Origin of the sequence: Paenibacillus curdlanolyticus YK9, assembly GCF_000179615.1 — a bacterium.
In the GTDB taxonomy this organism is placed as follows: Bacteria; Bacillota; Bacilli; order Paenibacillales; family Paenibacillaceae; genus Paenibacillus_T; species Paenibacillus_T curdlanolyticus.
The window spans coordinates 15,928-40,958 of the sequence record NZ_AEDD01000005.1 but is presented as its reverse complement, the minus strand read 5'-3'; the positions used below and the strand labels follow the sequence as shown (position 1 = coordinate 40,958).

Below are 25,031 nucleotides of genomic sequence, written 5' to 3'. Positions count from 1 at the left end.
TCAGTATATTTTTGATTGAGTTCACAGTCAACCATAAAGTGTGAAACCATTAATCCGGCTTGAAGAACGAAATAGCCGATTCGGCAATCTGGCTGAATTTTTCACTCATTACACGGTTCGTTTCCGTTTCCGTTAGTTCTCGAGCAGCAAGCTCCTGAAGCAGCTGATCAAAATAATGCATTCCTTGGGAGAGGGCTCCCCAGAATTGCATAGCCATTAGGTTAGCGTCTCCTTGACGGATGACGCCTTCATGAATGCCTCGGTCGATGGCTTGCGCCATTGGCTGAATGAAGCTCTTCATCCAATCGAAGGGCGACAATTCTCCGGGCTCATAGAGATGATGCAGATCGAGACTGATTCGCATATAAAAGCGCTGGGTCTGGGGATCCTTGATGACGCGCTCGCAGATGATTGTGGCGTAATTTTTGAATTGCTCAAGCACCGGCATATCTTGTTCGAAATAAGCCGTCGTATAGCGGAGAGATTGGTCCATCATGTATTCGTATAGCTCACGGAAGAGCTGTCTTTTATTTTTAAAGTAATAATAGGCAAGCCCATGTGCAAGACCAGCCTGATTGGCAACGTCGCTCAAGGTCGTGGCCGCGTAGCCTTTTGATACATAAACGTGGATAGCTGCCTGCAGAATCTCTTGCTTGCGCTGCTCACGAATGATCTCGTTCTGTTTTTTTGTACGGGGGGACATGTTATCACACCTTGGTTTGATTTATAGGAATAGTATACGTTACGGCGGGCATGATGGAAAACGGTAAACACTATCAAAAAAAACACCTGCAAGCTTGTAACCATATCTATCGACATGTTTACGCTCACTTGAAGGTGTTTTAATTTGGAGAACTATTGTATCGTCTTCGTATTAATAAGACATGTGCATTCGTCATTGAAGCTAAATATGAGGATGTAGATAACTTTAATAAGGGCTTGGCGCCGGCTAAGTTTGGCAATGGAGAGGATGCACGATGGGGTTTTATTAATAGAAAAGGTAAAATAATAATAAAGCCGCAATTTAGGTTTGCTATGCCTTTCGAGGGTGGTTTGGCCCAGGTAACAATTGGGGAACCTACGCTGGACCAAGTTTATAATCTGCCGTTTGGTTACATTAATAGGCAAGGCGAGTACGTTTGGAAGCCGAGTCATTGATGCTGAATGCAGTTTTCGTGATTGTAAGATAGAGGCTTTTGAAAAGACTAAATGCCGTGCCTGTATTTAATAGGCACGGCATTTTAATTTGAATGAACAAGTTACTGATACTAGAAAATTAAGATCAATTTACTCTATTAATTCTAGTTCGCCTACGTGAAGATACAGGTTTCCGTTATTAGATAGCACATATAACCTATATTTACTATAAGAACTTGGGGTTGAGATAGTAAACAATTTTGTTTCATTTTGAACCCAATCTGAAACTCCGTTACGAGTATCCAGAGTCACCCAGGTTGTACCATTAAACCCTTCAAGAATCCAGTCTTTCGGAGCTCTTTTGGGACCGTCAGTATGATTAATTGTGCGAATCGTATACTTTGTTATTGTTTTTGGAGTAGTTGGTTGATAGGAGAGCCACTGGTTGCTAGTTCCATTAGGTGCCCACCCGTAATCATTGTCGACCTGGTCGAATGCGTAGTACCCGTTAGTATAGCTATTTACAATACTGCTGTATTCCACTAGCCCTTCTGGTGAAGTATTGCTCTGCATTTTTGGAACTATGCTCTGGCTTGGACCGGTTTGGGTGTGCTTTATCACAGTTACTGCTGATTCCAGATTCGGAAAAACAGCGGAGACACCCAAAGTGTAAGTTACACCATTGATTAATCCGGTAAAGTTAGAGCTGTTACCTGATATTGGTGTGTTGTTCACTTTCACACCATTTAGGTAGACGTTATAGCCTGTTGCGTTAACTGCCGTGGCCCAACTAAGTGATGCGTTTTGACCATTTTGTTTTGCAATCAAGTTCAGCGGAGAGTTATAAGATGGACGCGCTTGTGATTCAGACATTTGAATTTCACCGATTGATAAATAAGTATCTCCATTATTCCCATTAATGAGTACTCTATATTTATTGTAGTATTCAGTATTTGTAAGGGTGAAGTATTTTGGTTGCCCTGGCTGCCAATCGGTGATGTTCTGTTTACTATCTAGTGTGATCCAGCTAGACCCATCAAAGGCTTGGAACTCCCAGTTCTTGGGCGATCTCGCAGGTCCTACAGAATCATTTACTGGCCCAATGGAATAACCATTAATAACCTTTGGGTTGCTGAATTGATAAGATATCCATTCGTTTTGCTTAGTAGTGGCTACCCAACCGTAAAGATCATTCACTTGATTAAAAGCTTGATAGCCGAGATAAGATTGTGATAGTGCACTGCTAGTCTCGACCCGTCCATTAGGTAAAGTATCACTACTCATTTGTGGAATGATGTTAACGAATGCATCTCCATTTTTATAATTAGGATAGTAAGTGATTTCATTTATTGCAGACCAAGATATGCTGCCATTTTCCTGAATTCGAATGCCACTGTACTCATCTTGATTAACGGAAATCGGTTTCACTTGGGTGGGGTTAGTGGTGTTATCTTGCAGAGCTGCCAAAATGATAGCACTACTAATTTGCAACCAAACGCCTTGTTTTAATCCATAAATTTTGTATTTTACTGTTTCTTTCGGATAAGCATGAGCAGCAATTTGAATGGCATTCATTGATATTGGATATGGGAAAAGTAGTTCGACTTGCCCCGTATTGGTACCGGAATTCCAATAAGTTGTTAGGTCACAATCTAGTGCCAAATTAGATGTATGTGAGCTATACGATACCCCAGAAATAGTCGTCCCTGTAGGGAACTTAAATCCGTTCATGTCATTACATATTTCTGCAGTTGTAAGCGTAATTTCTGAAATTGATGCCCACGAGCCGGAGTTAGTAGCTACTTCAACCCGGATGCCATCGTAAGAGTCTGGTGAAACCGCAATAGGTTCCAAAATTGTAGGCTGGAATGAGGAGTTCCATTCAACGTGACGTGAAACAGTGGTGTTAATTTGCGTCCATTCTCCCTGCTTTAATCCATAGAGAGTAAAGTTTTCATCCGAGGATGGGGATGCAAACGCAGCAATCTGTACACCTGATAAGGATACTGGCGAGGGAAAGGTGAGTTCTAATATTCCATCGCTATTTCCCGGGCTCCAGTAACTTAACAAATTACCATCAATAGTATTTGAAGCGGGAGTACCCGGAAATGACGTCCCTGTAATTACTGTTCCAGTTGGGGGCGTGGTTCCCTGCATGCCCTGCACAGTTTGTTGAGTGCCGGTTGCAGATGCTAATGAGCTAAATCCTGAGGTCATGAGTAGAAGGCTGAGCATCAGTAAGACAATCTTGATCTTCATATATCTTCTCCTTATTAAATAGATGTTTATTTTATCGGATTGGAAAATATTATCTTTATAGAGAGGCGTGAAATAAGTACTTAGAAATTACAAAAACTATATTTGGTGATAATAAATAATCAATGATGCGTAGTAATTTCTTTGTTAACGCATGCCAACGTTTGGGTCATCATGACCCCACATCTCCTTTAAGCCAAGAATAGCATCGGAAAGTTTAACATTGCCTCACTTCATAAAGGGCTGCATATGCGGTAAGCTAAGCTAGTATCGGCCCTTATATTTACATTTTTCCCATTACGAATACCGAGGGGTGATCATCCAATCATCTTGTGCTGGCTGGTTTTAAGCAGTCTGAATGGTATGAATTTGGCCTAAATTCATGTAATGAGGAGGTAATGGTTTATGAACAAAAGGCTTATAAGCCTTTTCTTATCAGGAACAATGCTGTTATCGGTCTTTATGGGTTTTACATCTTCTTCTTCTTCGGCTGCAGAGCCTGTGACTACTTCTGGCAACCCCATTTTTACAAGCATCTTCACAGCTGACCCTTCCGCGCATGTGTGGAATGACGGCAGGCTGTATGTGTATCCCTCGCATGATATTTTTCCTTCCAGAGGCAGTGACTTAATGGATAAGTATCACGTTTTCTCAACGGACAACATGGTGGACTGGGTCGATGAAGGCGAGATTTTAAGTGCCGACGACGTGCCATGGGGACGGCCGGAGGGCGGCTTCATGTGGGCGCCTGACGCTGCGTACAAGGACGGGACCTACTACTTCTATTTCCCGCATCCGAGCGGAACGAATTGGAATGATACTTGGAAAATTGGCGTAGCGACGAGCAATAAGCCGGCTTCGGACTTTACTGTTCAGGGATATATTCAAGGGCTTCCCGGCAGCAATCTGATCGATCCGAGCGTGTTCCGCGATGACGACGGAACGTATTATCTTTATGCCGGCGGCGGGGGCAAAAGCTACGGGGTCAAGCTGGCGGCGAACATGACGTCGACGGACGGGCCGCTTAAGCAGTTTACCGAGCTGGAGGATTTCCACGAGGCGACTTGGGTATTCAAGCGCGGCAGCACGTACTACCTGATGTATGCGGACAATAATCCCGGCGGCAACCGGATGCGGTACGCGACCAGCAGCAGTCCGCTCGGACCATGGGTAAACCGTGGCGTCATTCTCGACCCGGTAGTGGGAAGCGAAACGACGCACGGCTCAATCGTACAGTATAAGGGCGAGTGGTATATGTTTTATCATAATGCCAAAATCTCGTCCAACGGCACGCTGCGCTCCGTCTGCGTGGATCGCTTAACCTTCAATGCAGATGGCACGATTCAAAAGGTTGTGCAGACATCCGAGGGCGTTCCGGCAGTTGGGCCGCGTTCGACGGCGACCGAAGTCAAATATTACGACCTGATTAACGAGAATTTTAATGCGTACACGCAAAAAACGGAGTACGCCATGAATGCAAGCAATGTAACCTTCGGGGGAGGGGCAACCCGATCCGCTTCCAATATTATCGAGAATATGCATACCCAAGGCTCTTATATCCAGTTGAACGGCATCAACGGCGGTGCAGGCGGCAAGGCGCTTCTTACCGTGCAGTATGCTTCCGGCGATAGCGGAGCGGCCTTTAAGGTAGATGCCAGCGGCGATACGGCCGGAGACGGTTATTTCCTTTCGCTTCCGGGTACGGGAGGCTGGGGTAATTATACGGGCCGAGCTAATAGCTTAATCGATTTGAACCCGGGTACGAATAACATCATTAAGCTGAGCGGCGGCATGGGCGGAGCGAACATATCCCGTGTCACCGTATCGTTAGTCCCGCAAACGACTCCAACAACGCCGATTGAGTATCCAATGAGTGGAAGCAATGTAACCGTTGGGGGAGGGGCGACCAAATCGGGGAACGGTAGTATTGAAAATATGCATATTCCAGGCTCCTACTTCGAGATTTCGGGTGTCAATGGCGGTACAGGCGGCCAGAAGCTGCTTACCGTGATTTATGCTTCGGCAGATAGCCAAACCACCTTCAAGGTGAACGCCAGCGGCGACCCGACCGGGAATGGCTATTCGCTGACCTTGCCTGGCACAGGCGGTTGGAGCACGTTTACCGGCAAGGTCAGCCGGATTATCGATTTAAACGTAGGAACGAATAACGTGATCCGAGTGAGTGGAGGCATGGGGGGAGCGAATGTGACCCGCATTATCATTTCATCGGTTCCGTAACTTGGAGAAAAGCTCGCTTACAAAGCGGGCTTTTTTTATTTTTCTATAAAAGTATCGGAATAATAAATTGAATGCATCTATGTTTTTATCGATTAGACGGGTAATAAGCTTGAAAATTAATGGCCGACAAGAGAAATATCAATAAACCTTTCATTGCTCCGCATAAAAATGCATTTATTGTGTTGACATCCTTTTCATATCGAGATATGATGCTACTTGTGATTATGATAATCAATCTCAATTAAAAGGAGAATATAAATGAGCAAAAAGCTGCTTCTTCCATTAATCATTCTGATGTGCGTCTTCATTAGCGCTTGCGGAGCTAAAAACGAGGACAATAAGACGGCTACCACGACTGACAGTACGGCTGCGAGCACGAGCGAGTCGACTTCGACCGAAGCGCCAGCAAAAACAGGCACGATTACTTACCAATCCGAGCTTGGACCAGTAGAAGTGCCTGCTGATCCGAAGCGTATTGTCGCTTTGACGAACGCGCCAAACGTGCTTTCGCTGGGCGGAACGATTGTCGGCGTAGACGAGTGGACGAACAAGAGCCCGCATTTTAAAGATAAGCTGGCGGGGGTAGAGGTTGTATCCGAGGACAGTCTTGAGAAAATCATCGAGCTGGAGCCGGACCTGATCATCGCTGGCACGCATAACAAAAATCTGGATAAATTCAAAGAGATCGCTCCTACAGTCGTGTATACGTGGGGCAAGCTGGACTACCTGGCACAGCAGCTCGAGATTGGCAAGCTGCTGAACAAGGAGAAGGAAGCGCAAGCTTGGATTGACGATTTCACGAAGCGCGCTGCAGAAGCGGGCAAAGAAATTAAAGCGAAGATCGGCGATAACGCAACCGTTTCAGTATTCGAGACGGACTCGAAGAGCTTCTACGTATTCGGCAATAACTGGGCGCGCGGAACCGAGATCCTGTATCAGGCAATGGGGCTGAACATGCCGGAGAAGGTGAAGAAGGACGCGCTTGGGCCGGGCTACTACACGCTTTCGAACGAAGTGCTCAGCGACTACGCTGGTGACTATCTCGTCATCAGCAGAAGCGCTACGGGAGACAACTCGTTCATGAAGTCAGACAGTTGGTCGAAAATTCCGGCCGTAAAAAATAACCACGTCATCGAGATTGACACAGAGGCTGCTTCCTACAGCGATCCGACGACACTCGAATATTTGCTGAACATCTTCAAAGAAGGTTTCTTGAAATAAGCGTTAGCGCAACGCACAGGCTGGTGAAGAAGGCCGAGTTGTCTCAGATAGACTTGAGGCTGCCTCGGTCTTCTTCTTGCCTGTTATAACCCTGAAGGAGGAAGCTGGAATGAGCAGCACTCGGAAGCCCAATCGATTTGCTTTCAAAATTGGCATAAGCTTAACGACGCTCGTAGCTATGTTCGGGCTCGCTATGCTGCTTGGCGCGAAGGATGTGTCCTTGCACGAGCTATGGCAGATACTCACGTACCAAGGCGGCGACGACGATAAAATCGCGACGCTGCAAGAGATTCGCTACCCGCGTGAAGTAGCGGCTGTGCTCGTTGGCGCCGCGCTGGCGGTAGCGGGCGCAATCATGCAAGGACTGACGCGCAATCCGCTGGCAGACCCCGGTCTTCTCGGGCTGACAGCTGGAGCGAATGCATCGCTCGCACTGGCTTTTGCCGTGCTGCCGGCGATGAATTATGTCGGCATCATGGTCGTTTGCTTCGTTGGGGCTGCACTTGGCATGTTTTTGGTCATCGGCATTGGCTCGTTGAAGAAGGGCGGCCTTTCTCCTTACCGGATTGTGTTGGCCGGCTCGGCGGTTTCTGCGTTTCTGTATGCTGCATCGGATGGCATAAGCCTCCTGTCCAAGACGTCCAAGAACGTCACGATGTGGACATCGGGAGGGTTGATCGGCACGACATGGGCACAGGTGCAGGCCATTAGCCCAATCGTTGTCGCTGCGATCGTCGTTGTAATGGCGATGTCCAAATCGCTCACGATTTTAAGCTTGAACGAGGAATCCGCCGTAGGCTTGGGCATCCGCACGGCTTATGTCAAAACGATACTTTATATCATGATTATTTTGCTGACGGGGGCGGCCGTTGCGCTAGTTGGAAAGATGGCGTTTATCGGGATGATGATTCCTCATATCGTGAGGGCAATGTTCGGCACCGATTATCGTGTGGTTATTCCGATGTCTGCGATATGGGGAGCGGCGTTTATGCTGATGGCGGACACGCTCGGGCGAACGATCCATGCGCCGTTCGAGACGCCGGTTGTGGCGATTATGGCAATACTCGGCCTTCCGTTCTTCCTGTTCGTTGTGCGTAAAGGGGTGAAAGCACTGTGATAAGCTTGAACGCGAGATCTCGAAAGTGGGCGGTTGTCTTCATCGCGATGCTGCTGCTTATTGCAGCGACGATTATCGTCGGCATGAGCGTAGGCTCAGGGGCTTTATCCATCAATCGGCTGTTTCAAACGTTGTTCGGCTACGGTACGATGAAGGAAAATCTCGTTTTGTTCTCCATCCGGCTGCCGCGTATCGCCGTGACGCTGCTGGCGGGCATGGCGCTGGCGCTCTCCGGTGCGATTCTGCAAGGCATAACGCGAAATGACTTGGCCGATCCCGGCATTATTGGCATCAATTCGGGTGCTGGCGTGGCAATATCCGTATTTTTTCTTTATGCGCCGCTCGATCCGAAGTCGTTTGCTTATATGCTGCCGATTGTTGCATTCTTAGGAGCGATAGTGACGGTTGCTCTTATCTACTTGTTCTCTTATTCCAGAAAAACAGGACTGCAGCCTGAAAAGCTGGTGCTGGTCGGAATTGGCTTCGCTCTTGCCCTATCTGGTTTGATGATAGTGTTGATTTCCTCCACCGATTATAAGAAGGTCGATTTTATCGCGCAGTGGCTGGCGGGCAATATATGGGGAGCGGATTGGCCGTTCGTATGGGCGTTGCTGCCGTGGCTTGTCATACTGCTGCCGATCACGCTGTATAAGTCGAACGTGCTAAACCTGCTGGCGATGGACGAAGCCGTTGCCATCGGGGCGGGGGTTTCCATTAACCGGAGCCGGGTGCTGCTGCTCGGGATGGCCGTTGCGATCGCCGCCGCCGCGGTAGCCGTCACGGGGGGCATCGCGTTCGTTGGCTTAATGGCGCCGCATATTGCCAAAGCGATTGTCGGGCGCCGCCACCAGTATTATGTCCCTATTGCGATCCTTATGGGGGGCTGGCTGCTCTTGTTCGCCGATACGATCGGCCGCAATCTGATCGACCCGGCTGGTATCCCGGCGGGCATCATGGTTGCGCTTATCGGTGGGCCATATTTTCTGTATTTGCTGTTGAAAAAGTAATTGCGCTCTGTACAGGCAGCTCCAATCATTCGATAATAGAGAAGAATGGCACGAAACGATGCGTGCAGATTCGTCGACATCTAGGAATGGAAGGAGAGATTCATGAATGCATTACCAGTTCTGCCAGCAGGTCAAGATCGTCGATATGGAAGATGAGATTATATCGGAAGTGTTATTCGAGCATGGGGAGTACGAGACGGCCGCTTTGTCAGTGGGCTCTTCCGTCCGTTTGCATGAATTAGGATTGAGGGAATTCAGTGTGGTCTATGATAAACGGGAGGGCAAAATTACCCGTTATAAAGTCACGGATATTGAGATTGATTTGATCGCACAACCGGCAGTCACTCGCGTATTTCTAGAGCCGGTGAAGCTCATTGTCGGACAGCATGACATTGGGGAAAATTAGAGTTTCAGATAAGGCTGGGCGGGCATCGTTTAACGGTGGTGGCCCAGTCTTTTTTTGTTAGGCAAAGGCGAAGGTAATGACAGGTATAGTGAATTTATGGTAATATTTTAAAGGGAACAAATGTTCCTACAGGGGGGGATGAAGCGTGAAGGTTCAATTAGAGGGCATCACTTTATTAGCTAATGATGTAGCTGCTTTGGCCAGCTTTTATCGCGATGTGATTGGGTTCAAGACTGTGGTCGAAGAGGACGATTACGTGGAATTCGTGAATGAGGGAATTCGGCTGGCGATTTGCTCCAAACCGCTGATGGCCGACAATACGAACCAGCATTACTCCTTTATCGAAGAGCGCAAGGGGCAAGCCTTCGAGCTTAACTTTGAGTGTGATTCTCCAGAGGAAGTTTATCGGCTGCTCGGGGATTGGATTGAGAAGGGCGCCGCTGCAATTACCGAACCAACGGTCAAATCATGGGGGCATACGACCGCATTTTTCGCTGATCCAGAGGGGAATATCCATTCGATATTTGCGGCAAATCCGAGTAACTTCTAGTGAAGCTTCCGGTTCATCAAAAGCTAAGAGAATAGTATCCCCTCGCCGTTCGGCGCAGGGGATATTTGGTCATGCTTCAGGCACGGACCATGGGAGCAAACGGCCGATTCGGTAGGCATACGGGAGCATAACCTACGGTCGCCAACAGATGATTCGAGCCTATTTTGCACGAAAACAGGGACAGGGTAGAATTCACGGTACATTGACAGTTATGGATGAAATTTGGCTCATGGAGAGCAATTCGTACGACTGTGGTCACGCTTGAGGCTGGCTGTTCGGTAACGGGCGACCGCAGGGGGCCGGCGAGCAGAGAATTGTCCCCCGGGCCTTTGGAATCTGGCTGCATGGTTAGCGGTTGAGTATGCTCGGGAAAGAACGTTATTACGCTAAAGCGAGGGGAATCGAAATGATGATGATGCAGCAACCGATGTGGGACAGGCTGGCGCCACGCGCCCGTCCGTTCAAGCTGGTCGCAATGTTTGGTGTCACGCTGTTTGCGCTATTTTGTTTGTTAGCGTTCGCTGGCAAAGCATCGGCCCATGGCTATATCGACTCGCCGGCCAGCCGGACGGTCCTGTGCCAGCAAGGGGTCAACAAGGATTGCGGAGCGATTCAGTACGAGCCGCAAAGCGTGGAAGGCAAAGGGGGCTTCCCGGCATCCGGTCCGGCGGACGGACAGATCGCGGGAGTCGGCAAGTATCCGGAGTTGGACGTGCAGACAGCCGACCGTTGGAAGAAGGTCGACTTGAAGGGCGGCGAGAACAATTTCACATGGAAATTCACCGCGAATCATGCGACGAAGGAATGGAAGTATTACATCACGAAGGTTGGCTGGGACCCGAATAAGCCGCTTACGCGCGCCCAATTGGAATCAACGCCATTCTGTACGGTTGACGGCGGCAACAAGCAGCCTAGCATGACGGTGACGCATAAGTGCAACGTGCCGACGGATCGAACGGGGTACTTCCTGATTCTCAGCGTGTGGGAAATTGCCGATACGGGGAACGCCTTCTATCAAGTAATCGATGTGAACCTGACGCAAGGCAGCGGCACGACGCCGCCGCCGAACCCGCCTGTGCTCCCGACCGTTCCGGCAGATGCGCTATGCTCAGGGCATACGGAAAACAGCATAACGTTGTCCTGGAAAGCATCGACCGCTTCGGCAGGCATCAAAAACTATGAAGTAAGCCGGAACGGCACGGTGATCGGAACGACGACGCAAACGACGTATACCGATAGCGGCTTGCCAGCGAATACGACCTACACATATACGATGGCGGCGGTGGATAACGCCGGAAACCGCTCGGCGAGCGCGTCGGTAACGGCAAGCACTTTAGCTGCGACAACGACGCCGCCGGGCACGGACACGACGTGGGATAGCGCGAAGGTCTATTTGGCCGGCGACAAGGTGATTTATAATGGCGTCGAGTATACGGCGGGCTGGTGGACGCAAGGCGATCGGCCGGATATTTCCGACGTCTGGAAAGCGGCCGCGGCAAGCAGCGTTCAGGCTTGGAGCTCGGGCAAGGCCTACAATGGCGGCGACAAGGTAACGTACGAGGGACACACTTATCAGGCGCAATGGTGGACCAAAGGTGAAACGCCGGGTCAGGCAGGGGTATGGAAGCTGATTAGCTAGTTTAGCTGCAAAGAAGGGTGTCCCCGAAGCGGAAGCTTGGGGCACCCTTTTTTGATTTGTAGAAGCAGATGGGTTCACGTGGGGGCCGAAGGCGCGGTTTCTTATGGGGAGTGGCTAACGGACCGTACAGCCGTTATTGGGGGCAATCGCGCGCGGAATTAATTCTAACGGACTCAGGAGCCTTTATTGGCGGGAATTAGCTATAGTTGGCCCCATTTTGGTTCCAATAGCGGCAACTGAGTCCGTTACAGGTGGAAAAGGCGGCTATAGCCCCGAATAACGTCCGTGGAGTCCGTTAGAGCTCAAGCACTGTTGCCCGTGCCGAGCCGAACGGAGTCGGTCCGAACCGAGCAGATTGGATTGGATGCCGCCCTTATCGGGGGGGAGCCAACCGTACCGCAATGGGCGGAGCAGGGCAGTTCTTGCTCCTGTGAAGCGGGCTAGTTCAAGACAAGGAAGTTGTCCACATTGATGCGGCTGCCGGACGTACCAGCTACGACAATCTTGAATCGGACAGCGCCAGTCTCGTTGACGGCGATGGTTTGTTCGGTCAGGGTCGAAGTCGCAGCCGCTGCAGCTGTCACATCGGTCCAGGTCGTTCCTGCATTCGTCGATTTTTGCAATTTCCACGTTGCGCCCGAATCGTTATTGAAGTTCGCAACGCTCAGCTTGACGACCGCAGCGGAGGCAACGTCGAAATTCATCTGGATGTATCCGGCTGCGTTCAGGCGAGCCGCTTGCGTTCCTATTTTCTTGTCGGTGCTCAAATTGCCGATAAGGGCATTGCTGAACATCCACGAGCCGGTGCTGAGCGTGACGTTAGCTGCGGCATATGCGCCTTTAGTGCCGCTCTCGAAATACTCGCTTAACGACGTGACCGATGTACTGCTCGATACCGTGACCGTAAATACGTCGCTGACCGTTCCGCCATTGCCGTCGTTTGCCGTCACGGTAATCGAAGCGGTGCCTACGCCAATCGGCGTTACGGTTAACTGCTTGCCGCTCACCGTAACGGTGGCTACGCTGGTATTGCTGGAAGCAGCAGTTAGCGTCAGTGCGTCGCCGTTCGCATCGGAGAACGTTGCGGTTGCGTCAATCGTGCTGGCTGAGCTGCCTTGCGCGAAGGATCGATCAGCGATCGGATTCGCTACGGTTGGCGCGCTGTTAGCGGTGCAAGAACCGGTGCCGTAGGAGCCGGTCTTGAAGGTGCAGGGATCCCACCATTTGTAGCCGGCGGCAGGCGCAGCCCAAGGTTCCGCTTGCGGCTCCGTTGAAGTCGCCGGATTTTCCATTGCAAGCAGCGAGGTCGGTTGATCAAGCGTTAGTCCGCTTACTTGGCTTAGGCTCGTATACGATTCCTGAACCGACAGCCAGTTGGCAATGTTGACGAGCAGCGTGCCGTCGTTTTGTTCTTGGAACCCAGCATACGTCGTTTTCGAGGCGCCCGTTTCTTCCCGTTTGTATTTTGGAGTGGCATCCTCGACAGGAGAGGAATCGCCGATGAAGGCTGCCTTGCCAAGGCCGACCTTCGATACAGCAACATAAGGGCCTTCGTTGACGCCGCCGCCTTCATAGACGCCCTGATCGACCGCGCTCGACCATTTCGTTGTGGTAGAAGGCAGGTACACGATTCCTTTTGCCTTCTGCGGGTCCATGATAGCTAGCGTAGAGCCGGCGTGCATCGCAACGGTGGACACGCCTTGCGTAATGCCGAATGCTTGCGACGGGGCAACGATATTGTTCGCGGTGACGTCGCCGATCGCATTATAACGGAAACGGATGCCGAAATTCGTGCCGAGCCAGTCCGAGCTGGCGACGTTCTGCATAGCGGCAGAGTTGGCTTCCTCGGTGCCCATTCCTTGTGCCGGATTGCTCCAAGCCCCGCGGCGATAACCGTTGAATACTTCGGAGGAGTCCCACCGGTTTTTGTTCCGGTCTGCATTGTAATGGTCGGCGATGAAGAAAATGCTGCCGCCATTTTGAACGTATTGCAGCATCGCGGATTGCTCGGTCGTTTTGTAAGGGATGTTCGCTTCGCCGATGATAAGCACGTCATACCCGGTCAAATCGCTTAACGTAATCGGCGTTGTTTTACGCAATTCCTTTACATAGTAGCCTTGATTGGCGAGCGCTTGCGCATAATCCGAGAATGCGCCGTCGATGACCCAATCCGCGGCTCCGGCTGTTTGCCCGTGTGTATTGTCGAACAGCACCTTCTTTCCGTTGGGCGTCCCAACCGGCTGCAGCACGGGAGCGGGATCATTAGGCCCCTCGGCGAACGCTGCTGATCCAGGGATACCGATGCTGCTCGCGAATAGCGTACAGGCTAATAAATGAATGCCCACCTTCCGTTTCCAATTTCGTTTGCTCATTTGCTTTTTCATTTCCTCTCCTCCAATTCATGAATGGAATGTAGAGCCGACAATGAATGGCCTTGCCTACTCATTAGAACAGCGCAGGATTAGGGAGAAGTTATGTAGACTAGTAGTTTTTGTAAATTACGAGGAAGGGATTGCGAGGAATAGAAAAGTATCGCATTGAGTCGTTGTTGTAGTCTGTGCAATGAAGGGGCTTGTCCATATTCGTCCGTCGATGTAGATTGCAGATTGTACAACGAGTATCTACCGTCATTGTTGAAAGTTATGCCATACAAAACGAAAATTCACTCTGCTATTGTATGAAATGCAACGCTAATGCCCGGGAAGCGTTTAGCAGAGAGGTTTCATTGTACTCATTACAATGACCTAGCTGAATGGTCCGCCATTCGTCTCGGCTCGGCGAGCCAACTGGCAGGCGAATAGGACATGGAAATCTGCCCTATTGGGTCAGCTTATCGTCCGCCCAGGGCGAGTAAGCTTCGCATAATTAAAAAGAAAGCCGTGCTGCGCCCCAAAACGGGCAAGCACGGCTTTGTTAGTTGTCCTGCACCGCATGCTCTGGTTGGTTACACCTCAATTGATAAGCCAATGCTTACTCCTCCTCGATGATGACACGCACAGAGACGGTTGCTTCCAGAGGGGGCCCATTGTCTGAAATGAGGGTGGCCCGGCTTACAATCGTTGTATCTTCATTAACGTCGGGCAGAATAAACGGGATACGAATCGAATCGTCCGCGCCAATCGGGATGAAATCGCTGCGCAGCCGCAATTGGAACAGAGGGGCTTCCAGCGCCGCATTGATCAGGCCGACGTTGCCGGTGTTGCGGACCCGAATGGTGAAGAAGACGGTTTCGCCTGGCTGGCCTTCTGGCCGGTCCACCGTTTGGGTTAGCGCGGCATTCGGCAGGATGGCTGTCGTGACGGAGGAAGGAGCCTGCTGAAGCGGCGTTTGGTCGGAGAAGGCGACGGCATGGCTCGTAAATACCGTTCCTCCGACCGCATCGGGCGGGATGGTAAACGGCTGCGTGAAGGAGCGGCTTTCCCCGGGATCGAGAGACGAGATATCCGTACTAAATGACGTAAGCGGCTGAATGACGCGAACGTTCGTCAATCGCTGTTCGCTCAGATTCCGGACGGTCACCGTGAAAGGGACCGCAGTGCCGGGGGCAGCAATCACGGGATTGGCAGCGTTCGTTAATTGCAGGAGGAAACGCGACAAGCCGACAATGACATGCGTATCGCTCTGCACAGGTACGCCATTGGCTGGCTGCTCCGGCCATTGCGCGGTTACGCGGTTGGCGAGGACGGTTCCTTGTACGGCATCAGCTGGAATGGTGAACGGAAACTGTACGTACGCGGTCTGCCCGGGAGCAAGCGCCGGGACTGTTGTCTGCGCACCGGTTAGCGAATCCAGCAGAACGATGTTGGTTGCCAGGTTACTGCCCGTATTAACGACTTCAACGGTATAGATGATCGTTTCGGCTGGCCTAGCCACGTTGCGGTCGGGCAGCTTGCGGAGCGTAATCGTCGTCGGCGCTCCCGGCGACGATTGAACGACGAAAGCGGCTGACGTTCGCTGAAGCGGCGTTTGGTCCGAAGCAGCCTCAAGTATGTTCGTCACCACGGTGCCGCTGGCAGCATCTGCGGGCACCGCAAACGAGGCGAAACGGGCGATCGATCCACCAGCCGGCAAGCTCGCGATCGTTTCGCTAATTCCGAGAAATGGATCGCGTAACGTTACATTCGTCTGTGGAACATTCAGTAGGTTGGCTACGGTCAGCGTATAGTTAACCGTGGCGCCCGGCGCGGCGGAGACAGTATCCACCGTTTTCGATAGGGATAATCCTTGACCAATGACGGTAATAACAGACAAGACGTCAGACGGGCTGGACTCGTTGGAGGTAACGGTGAGCAAGTTGGCGATCTCGGTTCCAATCAGCGTATCCGCCGGGATGGTGAACGGCAGCGTCAATTGCCGGCTCTCGCCAATGGAAAGGTCTGGAACAGCCGTATCCACGCCAAGCAGCGGATCGCGTACGCGAATGCCCGTCAGCGGCACGTTGCCGCCATTCGCGACAACGATGCGATAGTTGACGGTTTGCCCGGGGGAGGCGGTGTTTGTATCGGGCACTTTGCGCACGCCAAGCAGCGGAGCGGGCAGCACCTCGACGGTGGCATCGGCGGTTATTTTCGGCGTCTGATCCGAGCTGGCATCTACCGTATTCGTGTAGACCCGCGCCGGCGATTCCAAGGGTACGAGAAACGGAACTTGAATGAGCTCGGTTTGGCCAACCGCCAGTCTCGGCAGCATTCTGCTCTGTCCGGCCAAATGGTCCGTCAGGACGACATTCGTCAAGTCTATGCTCCCGGTATTCCGCACTTTAATCGTAAAGTTGACCGTCCCGCCGGGAAAAACGCTGACGCGGTCAGCCGTTTTCACCAGCTCCAATCGAGGAGCACCGGCTATGAGCACATTGGCGGTTGCTTGCTTGCTCGGCAGATTATCCCCTTGAATGGTGGCGGTGTTGACAATCGTGGAGCCATTCGGCGTGTCGGCTGGAATGACGAAGGGCGTGCTGTACGTCACGCGCGTCCCGACGCCGATGCGGTCGATTGACTCGTTTAGCCCGAGCTGCGAATCGGTCAGCAAAACGCCGGTAAAGTCGACATTGCCGACATTCTCGGCCGTTATCGTATAGACAACGGTAGCCCCCGGCGCGGCGGAAGCAGGCGACACAGACTTCGTAAAGGATAAGGCTGGAGCCGCAACAACGTTAATCGTAGCTGACGCCGTTCGGCTCTGTGCAAGCTGATCCGCTGTGACGGTCACCGTGTTCAGGATTGGGCCTGGAGCAGCTGTGGCAGGGAGGCTGAGCTGAGGATTGAACGTTTGCGACGCACTGGGCTCCAGCGAGGCAATTATCGTGGACAAACCAAGCAAAGGATCCTCAACCCCCACCTGAGTCAACGCCACTTCGCCTGTATTGGTTACCGTGATGTAATAAGTAACGGTCTCTCCCGGCAGGGCATCGGTTCGGTCGGCAGCTTTGGCGACTGTCAGATCGGGCACCAGGCCGATTTTGGTAACGAAGATAGCCATCGGGCCGGGCAGTGACGTCTGGAATGCGCCCGGAGTGACGGGGAAATCGGTAGCGAACGTATAGCCTGCGACATACATGTTGCCTAATGCATCGCCCGCGATGGCGGACCCGCTGTCTACGCCTGTTCCGCCCAAGAAGGTTGAATAAATGAGCGAGCTTCCGGTCGCATTCAGCTTAATTGCAAAAGCGTCTCTTGGCGCGCCGAATGTCGTCTGGAGAGCATCCGGCGTCGTCGGAAAATCGTTCGATAATGTATAGCCCGTCACGAATACATTGCCGGCCTCATCCAGTCCGCTGCCGTACGTAATTTGGGTATTTGTTCGGCCTAAATAAGTGGAATAGATAAGGGCGTTCCCGGTGGGGTTCAGCTTGGTGACGAAGGCATCGTTCGTGCCGCCGAACGTCGGCTGATAAGCGCCAGCGGTCGTTGGGAAATCGCTGGAGCGCGTATAGCCCGCAACATAGGCGTTGCCGGCGGTGTCAACCGAAATGCCGTATCCGTATTCGGTTAACGATCCGCCTAGGTAAGTGGAATAGACGAGGGCGCTGCCAGCGGGATTCAGCTTGGTGACGAACACGTCACCCGTACCTTTCCTAGTCGTCTGAAACGCGCCCGGTGTCGTCGGGAAATTGATGGAGGCCGTGTTCCCCGTTATATACACGTTCGAGGCCGCATCGACAGCTATGCCGGTTCCGTTCTCGCCGCCTGTTCCGCCCACGAAGGTGGAGTAGATAAGAGCGGTTCCAGCAGCGTTCAGCTTTGCCACGAAACAATCGTTATTGCCGGCATATACCGTCTGAAACGCGCCGGGCGTCGTCGGCATATTGGCGGAAGCCGTGAATCCCGTCACGCATGCGTTCCCCGAAGAATCGACGGCGATGCCTGCACCGTAATCATGCCCGTCCCCGCCTAAGTAGGTCGAATAGATAAGGGCGCTTCCGGCGGGGTTTAGCTTGGCAATGAAAGCATCGCTGGTGCCGCCGAAGGTCGTTTGGATGGCGCCTGAGGTAACCGGGAAATTGTCGGAGTATGTCCGTCCCGTCACGAAAGCATGGCCATCGCTATCCACCGCGATAGCCAGTCCGGTATCGTAAGCCGTTCCGCCCAGATAGGTGGAGTAGACGAGCGCGGTTCCGGTAGGATTCAGCTTCGTTATAATAACGTCCCTGTCCCCAGCGATTACCGTCTGTACAGCGCCGGGGGTAACTGGATAATCGGTGGAGGTTGTAATGCCCGTGACATAGGCGTTGCCTTGAGGGTCGACCGCGATGCCGAATACTTCATCGTTGCCTGAGCCGCCCAAGTAGGTGGAATACACCAATCCCGGATCGATGACGAGCGTTACATTTCGGTCATAGGCTGGATCAATGTGAAACCCGATTGCGGGCTGATCCTGCTCCGGTCCATCGGATTCCAGCACGAACGAGCCGGGAAAGTCGATTCTCTGGCCGTCCACTTGTTGATAGCAAATCGGACGGGGGTCGATGATGGAGCCAAATGGCGTCAGGATGTCCATGTTGCCATTTTCGTCAAGCATCAGGCGTTCAGCGCCCACATATGCAAATCGAATGTTCGCCGTGTCGGCGCCCGGTTGAACGATGAACTCGTATTTCAGGCTTTGCCCTTCGCCCCGAAACACCAGATCGATCCCCGGCCATAGCTCACGGTAGACGAGCTTCAGATACGAGGGGAGATCGGTCCGCCAATCGGTCGGATCAGCGCCTCGTAGATAATGGACCTTACCGTCCGTTTGTTGTTCCCCTTCTGGCTGTACATCCGCTCTCGCGTTCAGGAAGCGAAAATCCAGCCGGGTGCTCCGCAATTCTTGCTCCTGTCCATCTTGGAGAAATCTGTCGAACAACGTAAAGATAGCCCCTTCGGATGTAAAAGCGGCTTCGAATGTCGCGCCCTTCGATCCATATCGAATCTGGGCGTTGTTCAGCTGTCCCCTATTCGGAACAAAGCAGCAGGGCAGCTGCTTGAAGGGCTTCACGGGCTTACGGCTGCTTTCCAAAATAACCGGCATCTCTTAGGTCTCACATCCTGCCACTAAATTTAATCAGAAGCTCCCGCTAAGCCTAGCGTATGCATCGCAGTCGGGGGAGGTGATTGGCCTAGAGTCCTGAAGGATTTTACAGCTACATAAATCCGCAATGCTGCAACTTTTCTCATACTTTTGCTGTAATATAGAAATAACTCGTTTCATGTCGAACGGGGACAGGAGGTAATCGTATGATGCGTACAGCTTTTCATAGAATGGCAATCATAGCATTATTCATCGTTGGGGCTTTTGCGCTTCCGACGGATTCCGCGCATGCAGGCTTCTTCAGCCGGGTTCAAGATATTTACCACGCACCGGACAAAATCAGCGAGATGGAGCAGCAGTATAAAGATGCGAACGAAGCGTTAACGAAGCAGCTGGAGGAAGCGCGGCAGGCGGCGGACCAGCTTGCCCAGAGGCAGGAGGAGCTGACCAAGCAGAATGAGCAGCTTATGGAGCAAAATGCTTCCCTTCAGTCGGAAGTGAAGGAAGCGCGCCAGAAGAAGGCGGATCTCCAGAAAAAGCTCATCATGGCTTCGGCTAGCATAGCGGCATTGCTGATCGCATACTTCATGGCCATACGCATTTGGCGGTATGCATCGTGGCGCAGGCAGCGGCATCTCCGAGACGGAGGAATAGAAGGATGAAGGTAACCGTCCCTGCCCGGCTCGGGCATGTGCATGTCTCGCTGGAGGAGACGGACAAGCTGCACGTGCTGCATCCCAAGTCGGTTATTGCGTTTCAAGGCCTGCCGCATCATCGCGAGGATCGACTGATGGACCTTGCCGGCATGTACCGCAAGCGCAAAATGATTCGCTCCCTGTTCCAAGGCAGCTCGGAGCTGGTGCTTGGCCTGCCGGCAGGCTGTTCGCTGGAAACGGTGGAGATTGATGCGCAGAGCAATTTGCTGTTTGATTTTCGACATGTGATGTTTTTCTCGGATGGCATGAAGCTGAAGTCGGTCGTCCAGCGGCTGAAAAATGCCTGGATTACGAAGGAGCTTGTCCGGATGCGCTTCTCGGGTCCGGGGTCGCTGGGAATTATTACGGCGGGCGATCTGATGACGATTCAGCTTCATCCGGACAGGCCGTTATTCGTGGAGGCCGGGTCGCTGGTCGCTTACCCGGATACGGCGACGATTCGGTTGTCGGTTTACGGCAACCAATTAGCCAGCCAGCATATGAACGTGCAGTGGGAGCTGCGAGGCAGCGGCCCCGTCCTCATCCAGACGGGCTCTCATGACGCGGAGCTGGAGGCCCAGCTGCAGAACGGCGGCTTGATCAAACGGATTTTGCGAGAGGTGCTGCCTTTCGGCAGTGTTTATATCAAATGACGGATTGGATTATCCGCGCGCTTCGATCGGCTGCGGGGGGTCGTTTGTTCGGAATGGTAACGGACCGGGTGGCCCTTATTCGGCTGAAATTAGGATGATTTGTGTTGTAACGGACCGAGCAGCCGCTATTTGCCCAATATCGTCCCTACGAGGCAGCAAAATGGCGAAATAACGGCTGTGGGGTCCGTTGCGACAGGCGCTTTTGGAGGAGGATAGCGGCTCTGAGGTCCGTTAAAGAGGGCCGCCCCTGAAGCAGAAAACGGATTGTGCTTCAAATTAGTTGCAATAGCATGCTATATGGCATACAATGCAATTAGTTGCAATAGCACCCTATCTGGAGGGGGATTAAGATGAGTGAACGTTGGACGCAGGATGGCGAAGGGGCTGCGGAGTCGCACGGGCAGTACATTTCAGCGATCTATCGCCATATGCAGGTTCTAATAGCTAGTGAATTGGCGCCTTATCGAATCGGCAGCGGCCAGTATATGTTCCTAATGGCGATCGCATTCCAGGAGGCAGTAACGCAAAAAGAGCTAAGTGAAAAGCTGCTCATCGACAAAACGACTACAGCGAAGGCAATCGCAAAGCTGGAAGCCGAGGGGTATGTGCGGAGGGAAGCTGATCCCACAGATAATCGGTACCAGCTGCTTTTCTTGACAGAAGCGGGACACGAAGTTGTGCCCAACGTTCAGGCAGCGCTTGATCGCGTCAGGAACCAGACACGGAAGGGCATTACGGACGAAGAGTATGGCGTGATGATGGGGCTGCTTCAGACGGTGCTTCGCAATCTGAGCGGTCTATAATCCAAGGGGGCTGTGACGATGATAGCTGTTCCTTTTATTGTGGTCGATAATTGTAAGGAAGAGATCAAGTACTATCAAAGTGTGCTTGGCGGCGAAATTGTTATTTTACGCAAACAAGGGGAAGAGGTATGGAATGCGGATTTGCAGCTGGAAGGCGCGACGATTAAGTTTGCAGATACGCAGGCAGCTAAGCCGCTGTTGCGGGGCGACTTCGTAAGGGTTTTCTTGAAAATCGAGACGGAGGAAGCATTCCGCAGCATCTATGAGCAATTCGCAATAGGGGGCAGCATCCATACAGCGGCGTATGAAGCTCCGTTTAACGGGCTGCTGGCTGTTGTTGCCGATCGTAATGGCGTGTGCTGGGTGCTTTCCTATTATCGAGCGTAGGCTGAGAATAATAACCAAGACCATACCCCCTCGCACGAGGGGGTATGGTCTTAGTTATATCAACACGTGGCAATACAGATCGCCTGAGCGGCCAGACAGGCGGGAATGCAAAAAATTGCGAAAATGCCGCATGCGGCTTGGCATATGGTTGAAATTCGAATGCATCTGGCAAGGCACGCCGGATCTGGTGCTGCGCCGCCCCTGCGCGAGTGGTCTCCTAGTCGTTTTATAATGCGGGAAAGTTTGGAGATAAGCCGCTTGAGCGCTGCTTTCAGTGTTTTGTCCATGCAGATTTTCAATTTCGTGCCGTTTAGAAATTTTACTTTTAGCCTGCCATTGCTGGAGCCGCAGCCCTTGCAACCACAGCCTTCCTTGCATCCGCTATGCGTTTGGCTTAGAACAACTTTTTTCTTGTTGATGCACCCGTGCCCAGAAACATAGCTGTTCTTATGTGTTAGGACGATATTTGCGCTGGAGATGCCTCTCACTTGCTTCCCGAATGAAGCGGTGAGCCTGCTTTTCGTTGGGGAAAGCGATTTAAGCTTAATCGTAGCTAAATTACATGCATTTTGCGTAATATTCAGGATGAAGTCGGAGATGCCGCTGCGAGCGTTGGTCACCAACTCGAAGTTTGCGCTTAAGATGCCCTCGGTTTTTGATTTTAAGCTGGTGGTTGCGAATAGAGCCGTTGTGCCATTGACTGTGCGAAGCAGACTTGGCATAGCTTAGCTTCCACTCCTCTGTCATATTGATCATGATGAATTCCTCTCAACATATTCAGCAGCTGCGGAGGGGGAGTGGTCAAATGACTATACCGGACTTAACTTTTATCCGATAGCTGTCTATATACGATTCGCCTACAAGAGGGAATGCCAATGAAGATCGAATTAGCAAGAGGGCGCGAACATCGGGTGGATGCGGTGTTGCACTGCGAGCTGCGGATGGACAATTGGTCGGCATAGGCAGAATTGTTGGCGACAGCGGGTGCTTTTATGAAATTGTAGACATTGTTGTGGAGCCTGCATATCAAGGGGAAGGCTTTGGCAAAATCATGATGTCCGAGTTAATGAAGCATTTGGATGAAAAAGCGCCGAAGGGTGCATATGTTAGCTTGATTGCGGATGTTCCGGCAGACGGGTTGTACAAAAAGTATGGGTTCGAATATACAGCGCCTAAGTCTGTTGGAATGTATAGGAAGTATTGAGCGAATTGAGGCCCTGTAGGGAGTAAAGAGTATGGCGGAAAGCCCGCCATACTCTTTTTCTATGCTGATTACATTTGCTCGCGGGTTGCTTGCAAACATGCACGGATCGCTTGAGTGACGACATCCGGCTCGGTCAGCTGCGGAAAATGGCCGCTTTGGGAAGCGAGAATATGGATGCCCCGTGGGCTCAGCCTAACGAGCTCTAATTGGTTCTTGCTGCGGATTTCCATGGCGTGCGCAGGCATCATCGGCGGCTTCTTCGTTCCAGAAACGACAATGAGCGGTGTATTAGGAAAGGGGTCGGCCGCTTCAATTTGTTGAACGGTATGCTTGACCCAATGCGCCTCATTCCACTTGCGGTGAGCGGAGAATGAATCCAAGGCAGATAGCATTCGATTGATTCCGCGAATGAGGGCGTTCTGCGTCTCATTGATGGATAGGTCATCGGGATGGCTGGATTCTAACAGCACGACACCTGCTACCTGGGCAGGGAATTGGCGGGCTAGCAGGTTGGCATATAAGCCGCCTAATGAGTGTCCAACCAGTAGATATGGCGGAGGAATCTTGAGATCCGCAAGCACTTGCATGAGTGCGTCCACAATGGCTTGGCCATGCTGAGGGCTAGTTGGCTTGCTGCTGCCGCCGACGCCCAATCGGTTGTAGGCAAAGATGGAGGCTTCCATCGAAAGCGCGTGAAATATTTTGTACCAGCCCTCGATCGGGCCGCTTCCGCCATTGATTAAAATGATTGTGGGCGCTCCTGCCCTGATTCCAGCGTGAGCGTATTCAAAGGTGCCGTGCACCGTTTGGATTTTCTTTTTTGCGATGGGTTTCATTGTCTGCCTCCCTCTGTTATTCGCGTTATACGTTCTCTCTATCATGCGGGTTTCATCTCGACAGATCATTTTGCGGCGCTGCCGCGGGTGCTCTGTATTTTTGTGTTCGGAGCAGGCTGCTGCCTCCATATACATAAATTAATGCGCTGAAAATGAATACCTGCATCGCGGTTTACAGTTCGCCGCTACAATTAAAGGATTCTGCGGCTCCAATAGGAAGGATAGGTGAGGCGTGGCGAAGTGGCGCGGATGGCGGCCCGTCTTATGGAAGACGGCTGCTTGCCGCAACGATCGTATATTTCGTTGAGCGAAGCTTGCCGCTGCAGGCTATCGATCTGGCGGCGTTTTTGCAGCATGCGGATTACCGCTTCTACCTGTCGATGATGCTGTTTGCCGTGTTTTTAATGCTGCAGGCGAGCATTTGGGTAATGATCGTGAATGCCGCGGGCGCGAGGGAAACGGGGAAGGGAGTAGAGGGGGGCTCGCGGCTTCGTTTGCTGCCCGGCTTGCGTATTTTTATTGACTCGCAGTTTGCCAAATATATTCCCGGCGGCTTCTGGAATTACGCGGGCCGGATTGTGCTGGCGACAAGAGCTGGCGTATCCCTCGCCGCACAGCTGGCCTCTATCGTGTACGAAAACGTGCTGCTAGTAGCAGCGGCGCTGGCATACGCGCTCGTGCTGGTCGTCAATTTGAACGTCGCTCCGGTTCCGATCTTGCTGGCAACGCTGGCGCTTGCCGCCTTCTCGTATGTGTACTATGGGCGCGTATCGTCATGGGTGCAAAGGGTGTTCGATGGGGCTTCTCGCTGGAAGTTGATGAAGGGGCTTCTGAATCGCATGGCTAAATCGACCGATACGGCTGGGAGCGACCGTGCGGCGGGGGCGAGCCCATTGTCCCGCAATCAATCTTTTGGGTACTTGGTTTGTTTTCTCGGCAGCCATTTTGTCATGGGGATTGCGTTCTGGCTGCTGGCCAATAGCTTCGATGCGGGACATATTAGCGTGTTCTATGCGGCTGGAACGTTTGCCACGTCATGGCTGCTCGGCTTGCTGAGCCCATTTCCCGGGGGATTGGGCGTGAGGGAAGGATTTCTCGTGTATTTCCTGTCTCTTAAACTAGGCACGGACGTTGCGCTGCAGCTATCTATCGTCGCCCGCGTATGGAATGTGATGGCTGAACTTACATTCTGGCTGTTGATCCAAGCGGCCAGCAGGCTGAAGAGAAGGGTGAGAAGCTATGAATCGTAGAAAAGTTCTGCTCGTTGCCGGTGTTTTCCCGCCTGGAATCGGAGGCATGCAAAGCTACTACTATAACCTATCCAAGCATACCGGTCATGATATGACCGTGCTCGCTCCTGAATATCCGGGCAGCGA

Annotated in this window: 21 protein-coding genes and 1 pseudogene; 15 read left to right on the top strand and 7 right to left on the bottom strand. The window is 52.0% G+C overall.

Going from position 1 to position 25,031, the window contains the following annotated elements:
- Positions 1-49 precede the first annotated feature (49 nt).
- The gene (locus PAECUDRAFT_RS10260) at positions 50-703 is read right to left on the bottom strand and encodes a TetR/AcrR family transcriptional regulator (protein WP_006038050.1); all 654 of its coding nucleotides are present in this window, start codon (positions 701-703) and stop codon (positions 50-52) included.
- A gap of 155 nt (positions 704-858) precedes the next feature.
- Between PAECUDRAFT_RS10260 and PAECUDRAFT_RS26700 the strand changes: the two genes are divergently transcribed.
- Positions 859-1,158 (top strand): WG repeat-containing protein, encoded by a 300-nt coding sequence (locus PAECUDRAFT_RS26700; RefSeq protein ID WP_006038049.1) that lies wholly within the window; start codon positions 859-861, stop codon positions 1,156-1,158.
- 129 nt (positions 1,159-1,287) lie between these two features.
- Here the strand turns inward: PAECUDRAFT_RS26700 and PAECUDRAFT_RS10250 are convergent, their stop codons facing one another.
- Together PAECUDRAFT_RS10250 and PAECUDRAFT_RS26815 are read right to left on the bottom strand one after the other, a co-directional pair.
- On the bottom strand, positions 1,288-3,396 hold the full coding sequence (locus PAECUDRAFT_RS10250) for a hypothetical protein (protein WP_006038048.1): 2,109 nt from the start codon (positions 3,394-3,396) through the stop codon (positions 1,288-1,290).
- A gap of 377 nt (positions 3,397-3,773) precedes the next feature.
- On the bottom strand, positions 3,774-3,935 hold the full coding sequence (locus tag PAECUDRAFT_RS26815; RefSeq protein ID WP_456090122.1) for a hypothetical protein: 162 nt from the start codon (positions 3,933-3,935) through the stop codon (positions 3,774-3,776).
- Between PAECUDRAFT_RS26815 and PAECUDRAFT_RS25230 the strand changes: the two genes are divergently transcribed.
- The 7 genes from PAECUDRAFT_RS25230 to PAECUDRAFT_RS10215 all read left to right on the top strand — a co-directional run bounded on the left by PAECUDRAFT_RS25230 (position 3,856) and on the right by PAECUDRAFT_RS10215 (position 11,571).
- Positions 3,856-5,631, top strand: a complete 1,776-nt coding sequence (locus PAECUDRAFT_RS25230; RefSeq protein ID WP_456090121.1) for a family 43 glycosylhydrolase — start codon at positions 3,856-3,858, stop codon at positions 5,629-5,631. The genes PAECUDRAFT_RS26815 and PAECUDRAFT_RS25230 overlap by 80 nt on opposite strands.
- Positions 5,632-5,889: 258 nt before the next feature.
- On the top strand, positions 5,890-6,852 hold the full coding sequence (locus PAECUDRAFT_RS10240) for an iron-hydroxamate ABC transporter substrate-binding protein (RefSeq protein ID WP_006038046.1): 963 nt from the start codon (positions 5,890-5,892) through the stop codon (positions 6,850-6,852).
- Between the two features lie 109 nt (positions 6,853-6,961).
- On the top strand, positions 6,962-7,969 hold the full coding sequence (locus tag PAECUDRAFT_RS10235) for a FecCD family ABC transporter permease (protein ID WP_006038045.1): 1,008 nt from the start codon (positions 6,962-6,964) through the stop codon (positions 7,967-7,969).
- A 47-nt stretch (positions 7,970-8,016) separates the two neighbouring features.
- Positions 8,017-8,976, top strand: a complete 960-nt coding sequence (locus tag PAECUDRAFT_RS10230; protein ID WP_050794334.1) for a FecCD family ABC transporter permease — start codon at positions 8,017-8,019, stop codon at positions 8,974-8,976.
- A 106-nt stretch (positions 8,977-9,082) separates the two neighbouring features.
- Complete coding sequence (locus tag PAECUDRAFT_RS10225) at positions 9,083-9,382, top strand: hypothetical protein (RefSeq protein WP_006038043.1); 300 nt, start codon at positions 9,083-9,085, stop codon at positions 9,380-9,382.
- Between the two features lie 145 nt (positions 9,383-9,527).
- Positions 9,528-9,932 carry a VOC family protein gene (locus tag PAECUDRAFT_RS10220; protein ID WP_006038042.1) on the top strand — a complete coding sequence of 135 codons (405 nt, stop codon included), beginning with the start codon at positions 9,528-9,530 and terminating at the stop codon, positions 9,930-9,932.
- Positions 9,933-10,338: 406 nt separating this feature from the next.
- Positions 10,339-11,571, top strand: a complete 1,233-nt coding sequence (locus tag PAECUDRAFT_RS10215) for a lytic polysaccharide monooxygenase (RefSeq protein ID WP_006038041.1) — start codon at positions 10,339-10,341, stop codon at positions 11,569-11,571.
- A 440-nt stretch (positions 11,572-12,011) separates the two neighbouring features.
- On the opposite strand, the gene PAECUDRAFT_RS26365 is transcribed toward PAECUDRAFT_RS10215, so the two are convergent.
- Positions 12,012-13,955 carry an Ig-like domain-containing protein gene (locus tag PAECUDRAFT_RS26365; RefSeq protein ID WP_006038040.1) on the bottom strand — a complete coding sequence of 648 codons (1,944 nt, stop codon included), beginning with the start codon at positions 13,953-13,955 and terminating at the stop codon, positions 12,012-12,014.
- 586 nt (positions 13,956-14,541) lie between these two features.
- Positions 14,542-19,077 carry a DUF7948 domain-containing protein gene (locus PAECUDRAFT_RS24590; protein ID WP_006038039.1) on the bottom strand — a complete coding sequence of 1,512 codons (4,536 nt, stop codon included), beginning with the start codon at positions 19,075-19,077 and terminating at the stop codon, positions 14,542-14,544.
- A gap of 206 nt (positions 19,078-19,283) precedes the next feature.
- Here PAECUDRAFT_RS24590 and PAECUDRAFT_RS10200 point away from each other — a divergent pair, with 206 nt between their 5' ends.
- The 4 genes from PAECUDRAFT_RS10200 to PAECUDRAFT_RS10185 all read left to right on the top strand — a co-directional run bounded on the left by PAECUDRAFT_RS10200 (position 19,284) and on the right by PAECUDRAFT_RS10185 (position 21,615).
- Complete coding sequence (locus PAECUDRAFT_RS10200) at positions 19,284-19,739, top strand: hypothetical protein (RefSeq protein WP_006038038.1); 456 nt, start codon at positions 19,284-19,286, stop codon at positions 19,737-19,739.
- Positions 19,736-20,425: an AIM24 family protein gene (locus tag PAECUDRAFT_RS10195; protein WP_006038037.1), complete on the top strand. Its 690-nt coding sequence runs from the start codon at positions 19,736-19,738 to the stop codon at positions 20,423-20,425. Before PAECUDRAFT_RS10200 ends, PAECUDRAFT_RS10195 begins: the two co-directional genes overlap by 4 nt.
- Positions 20,426-20,775: 350 nt before the next feature.
- A complete protein-coding gene (locus PAECUDRAFT_RS10190; protein WP_006038036.1) occupies positions 20,776-21,228 on the top strand; it encodes a MarR family winged helix-turn-helix transcriptional regulator in 453 nt (150 codons plus the stop codon).
- An 18-nt stretch (positions 21,229-21,246) separates the two neighbouring features.
- Positions 21,247-21,615 carry a VOC family protein gene (locus tag PAECUDRAFT_RS10185; protein ID WP_006038035.1) on the top strand — a complete coding sequence of 123 codons (369 nt, stop codon included), beginning with the start codon at positions 21,247-21,249 and terminating at the stop codon, positions 21,613-21,615.
- A 59-nt stretch (positions 21,616-21,674) separates the two neighbouring features.
- On the opposite strand, the gene PAECUDRAFT_RS10180 is transcribed toward PAECUDRAFT_RS10185, so the two are convergent.
- A complete protein-coding gene (locus PAECUDRAFT_RS10180) occupies positions 21,675-22,337 on the bottom strand; it encodes a hypothetical protein (RefSeq protein WP_006038034.1) in 663 nt (220 codons plus the stop codon).
- A gap of 116 nt (positions 22,338-22,453) precedes the next feature.
- Between PAECUDRAFT_RS10180 and PAECUDRAFT_RS10175 the strand changes: the two genes are divergently transcribed.
- A complete protein-coding gene (locus PAECUDRAFT_RS10175) occupies positions 22,454-22,819 on the top strand; it encodes a GNAT family N-acetyltransferase (RefSeq protein WP_040712124.1) in 366 nt (121 codons plus the stop codon).
- Between the two features lie 68 nt (positions 22,820-22,887).
- On the opposite strand, the gene PAECUDRAFT_RS10170 is transcribed toward PAECUDRAFT_RS10175, so the two are convergent.
- Entirely contained in the window at positions 22,888-23,655 is a 768-nt protein-coding gene (locus tag PAECUDRAFT_RS10170) for an alpha/beta fold hydrolase (RefSeq protein WP_006038032.1), read from the bottom strand.
- 152 nt (positions 23,656-23,807) lie between these two features.
- On the opposite strand from PAECUDRAFT_RS10170, the gene PAECUDRAFT_RS10165 reads away from it, so the two are divergent.
- Together PAECUDRAFT_RS10165 and PAECUDRAFT_RS26810 are read left to right on the top strand one after the other, a co-directional pair.
- Positions 23,808-24,905, top strand: a complete 1,098-nt coding sequence (locus PAECUDRAFT_RS10165) for a lysylphosphatidylglycerol synthase domain-containing protein (protein ID WP_006038031.1) — start codon at positions 23,808-23,810, stop codon at positions 24,903-24,905.
- A pseudogene (locus PAECUDRAFT_RS26810) lies at positions 24,895-25,031 on the top strand (glycosyltransferase family 4 protein); the annotation flags it as partial. The gene PAECUDRAFT_RS10165 and the pseudogene PAECUDRAFT_RS26810, both read left to right, overlap by 11 nt.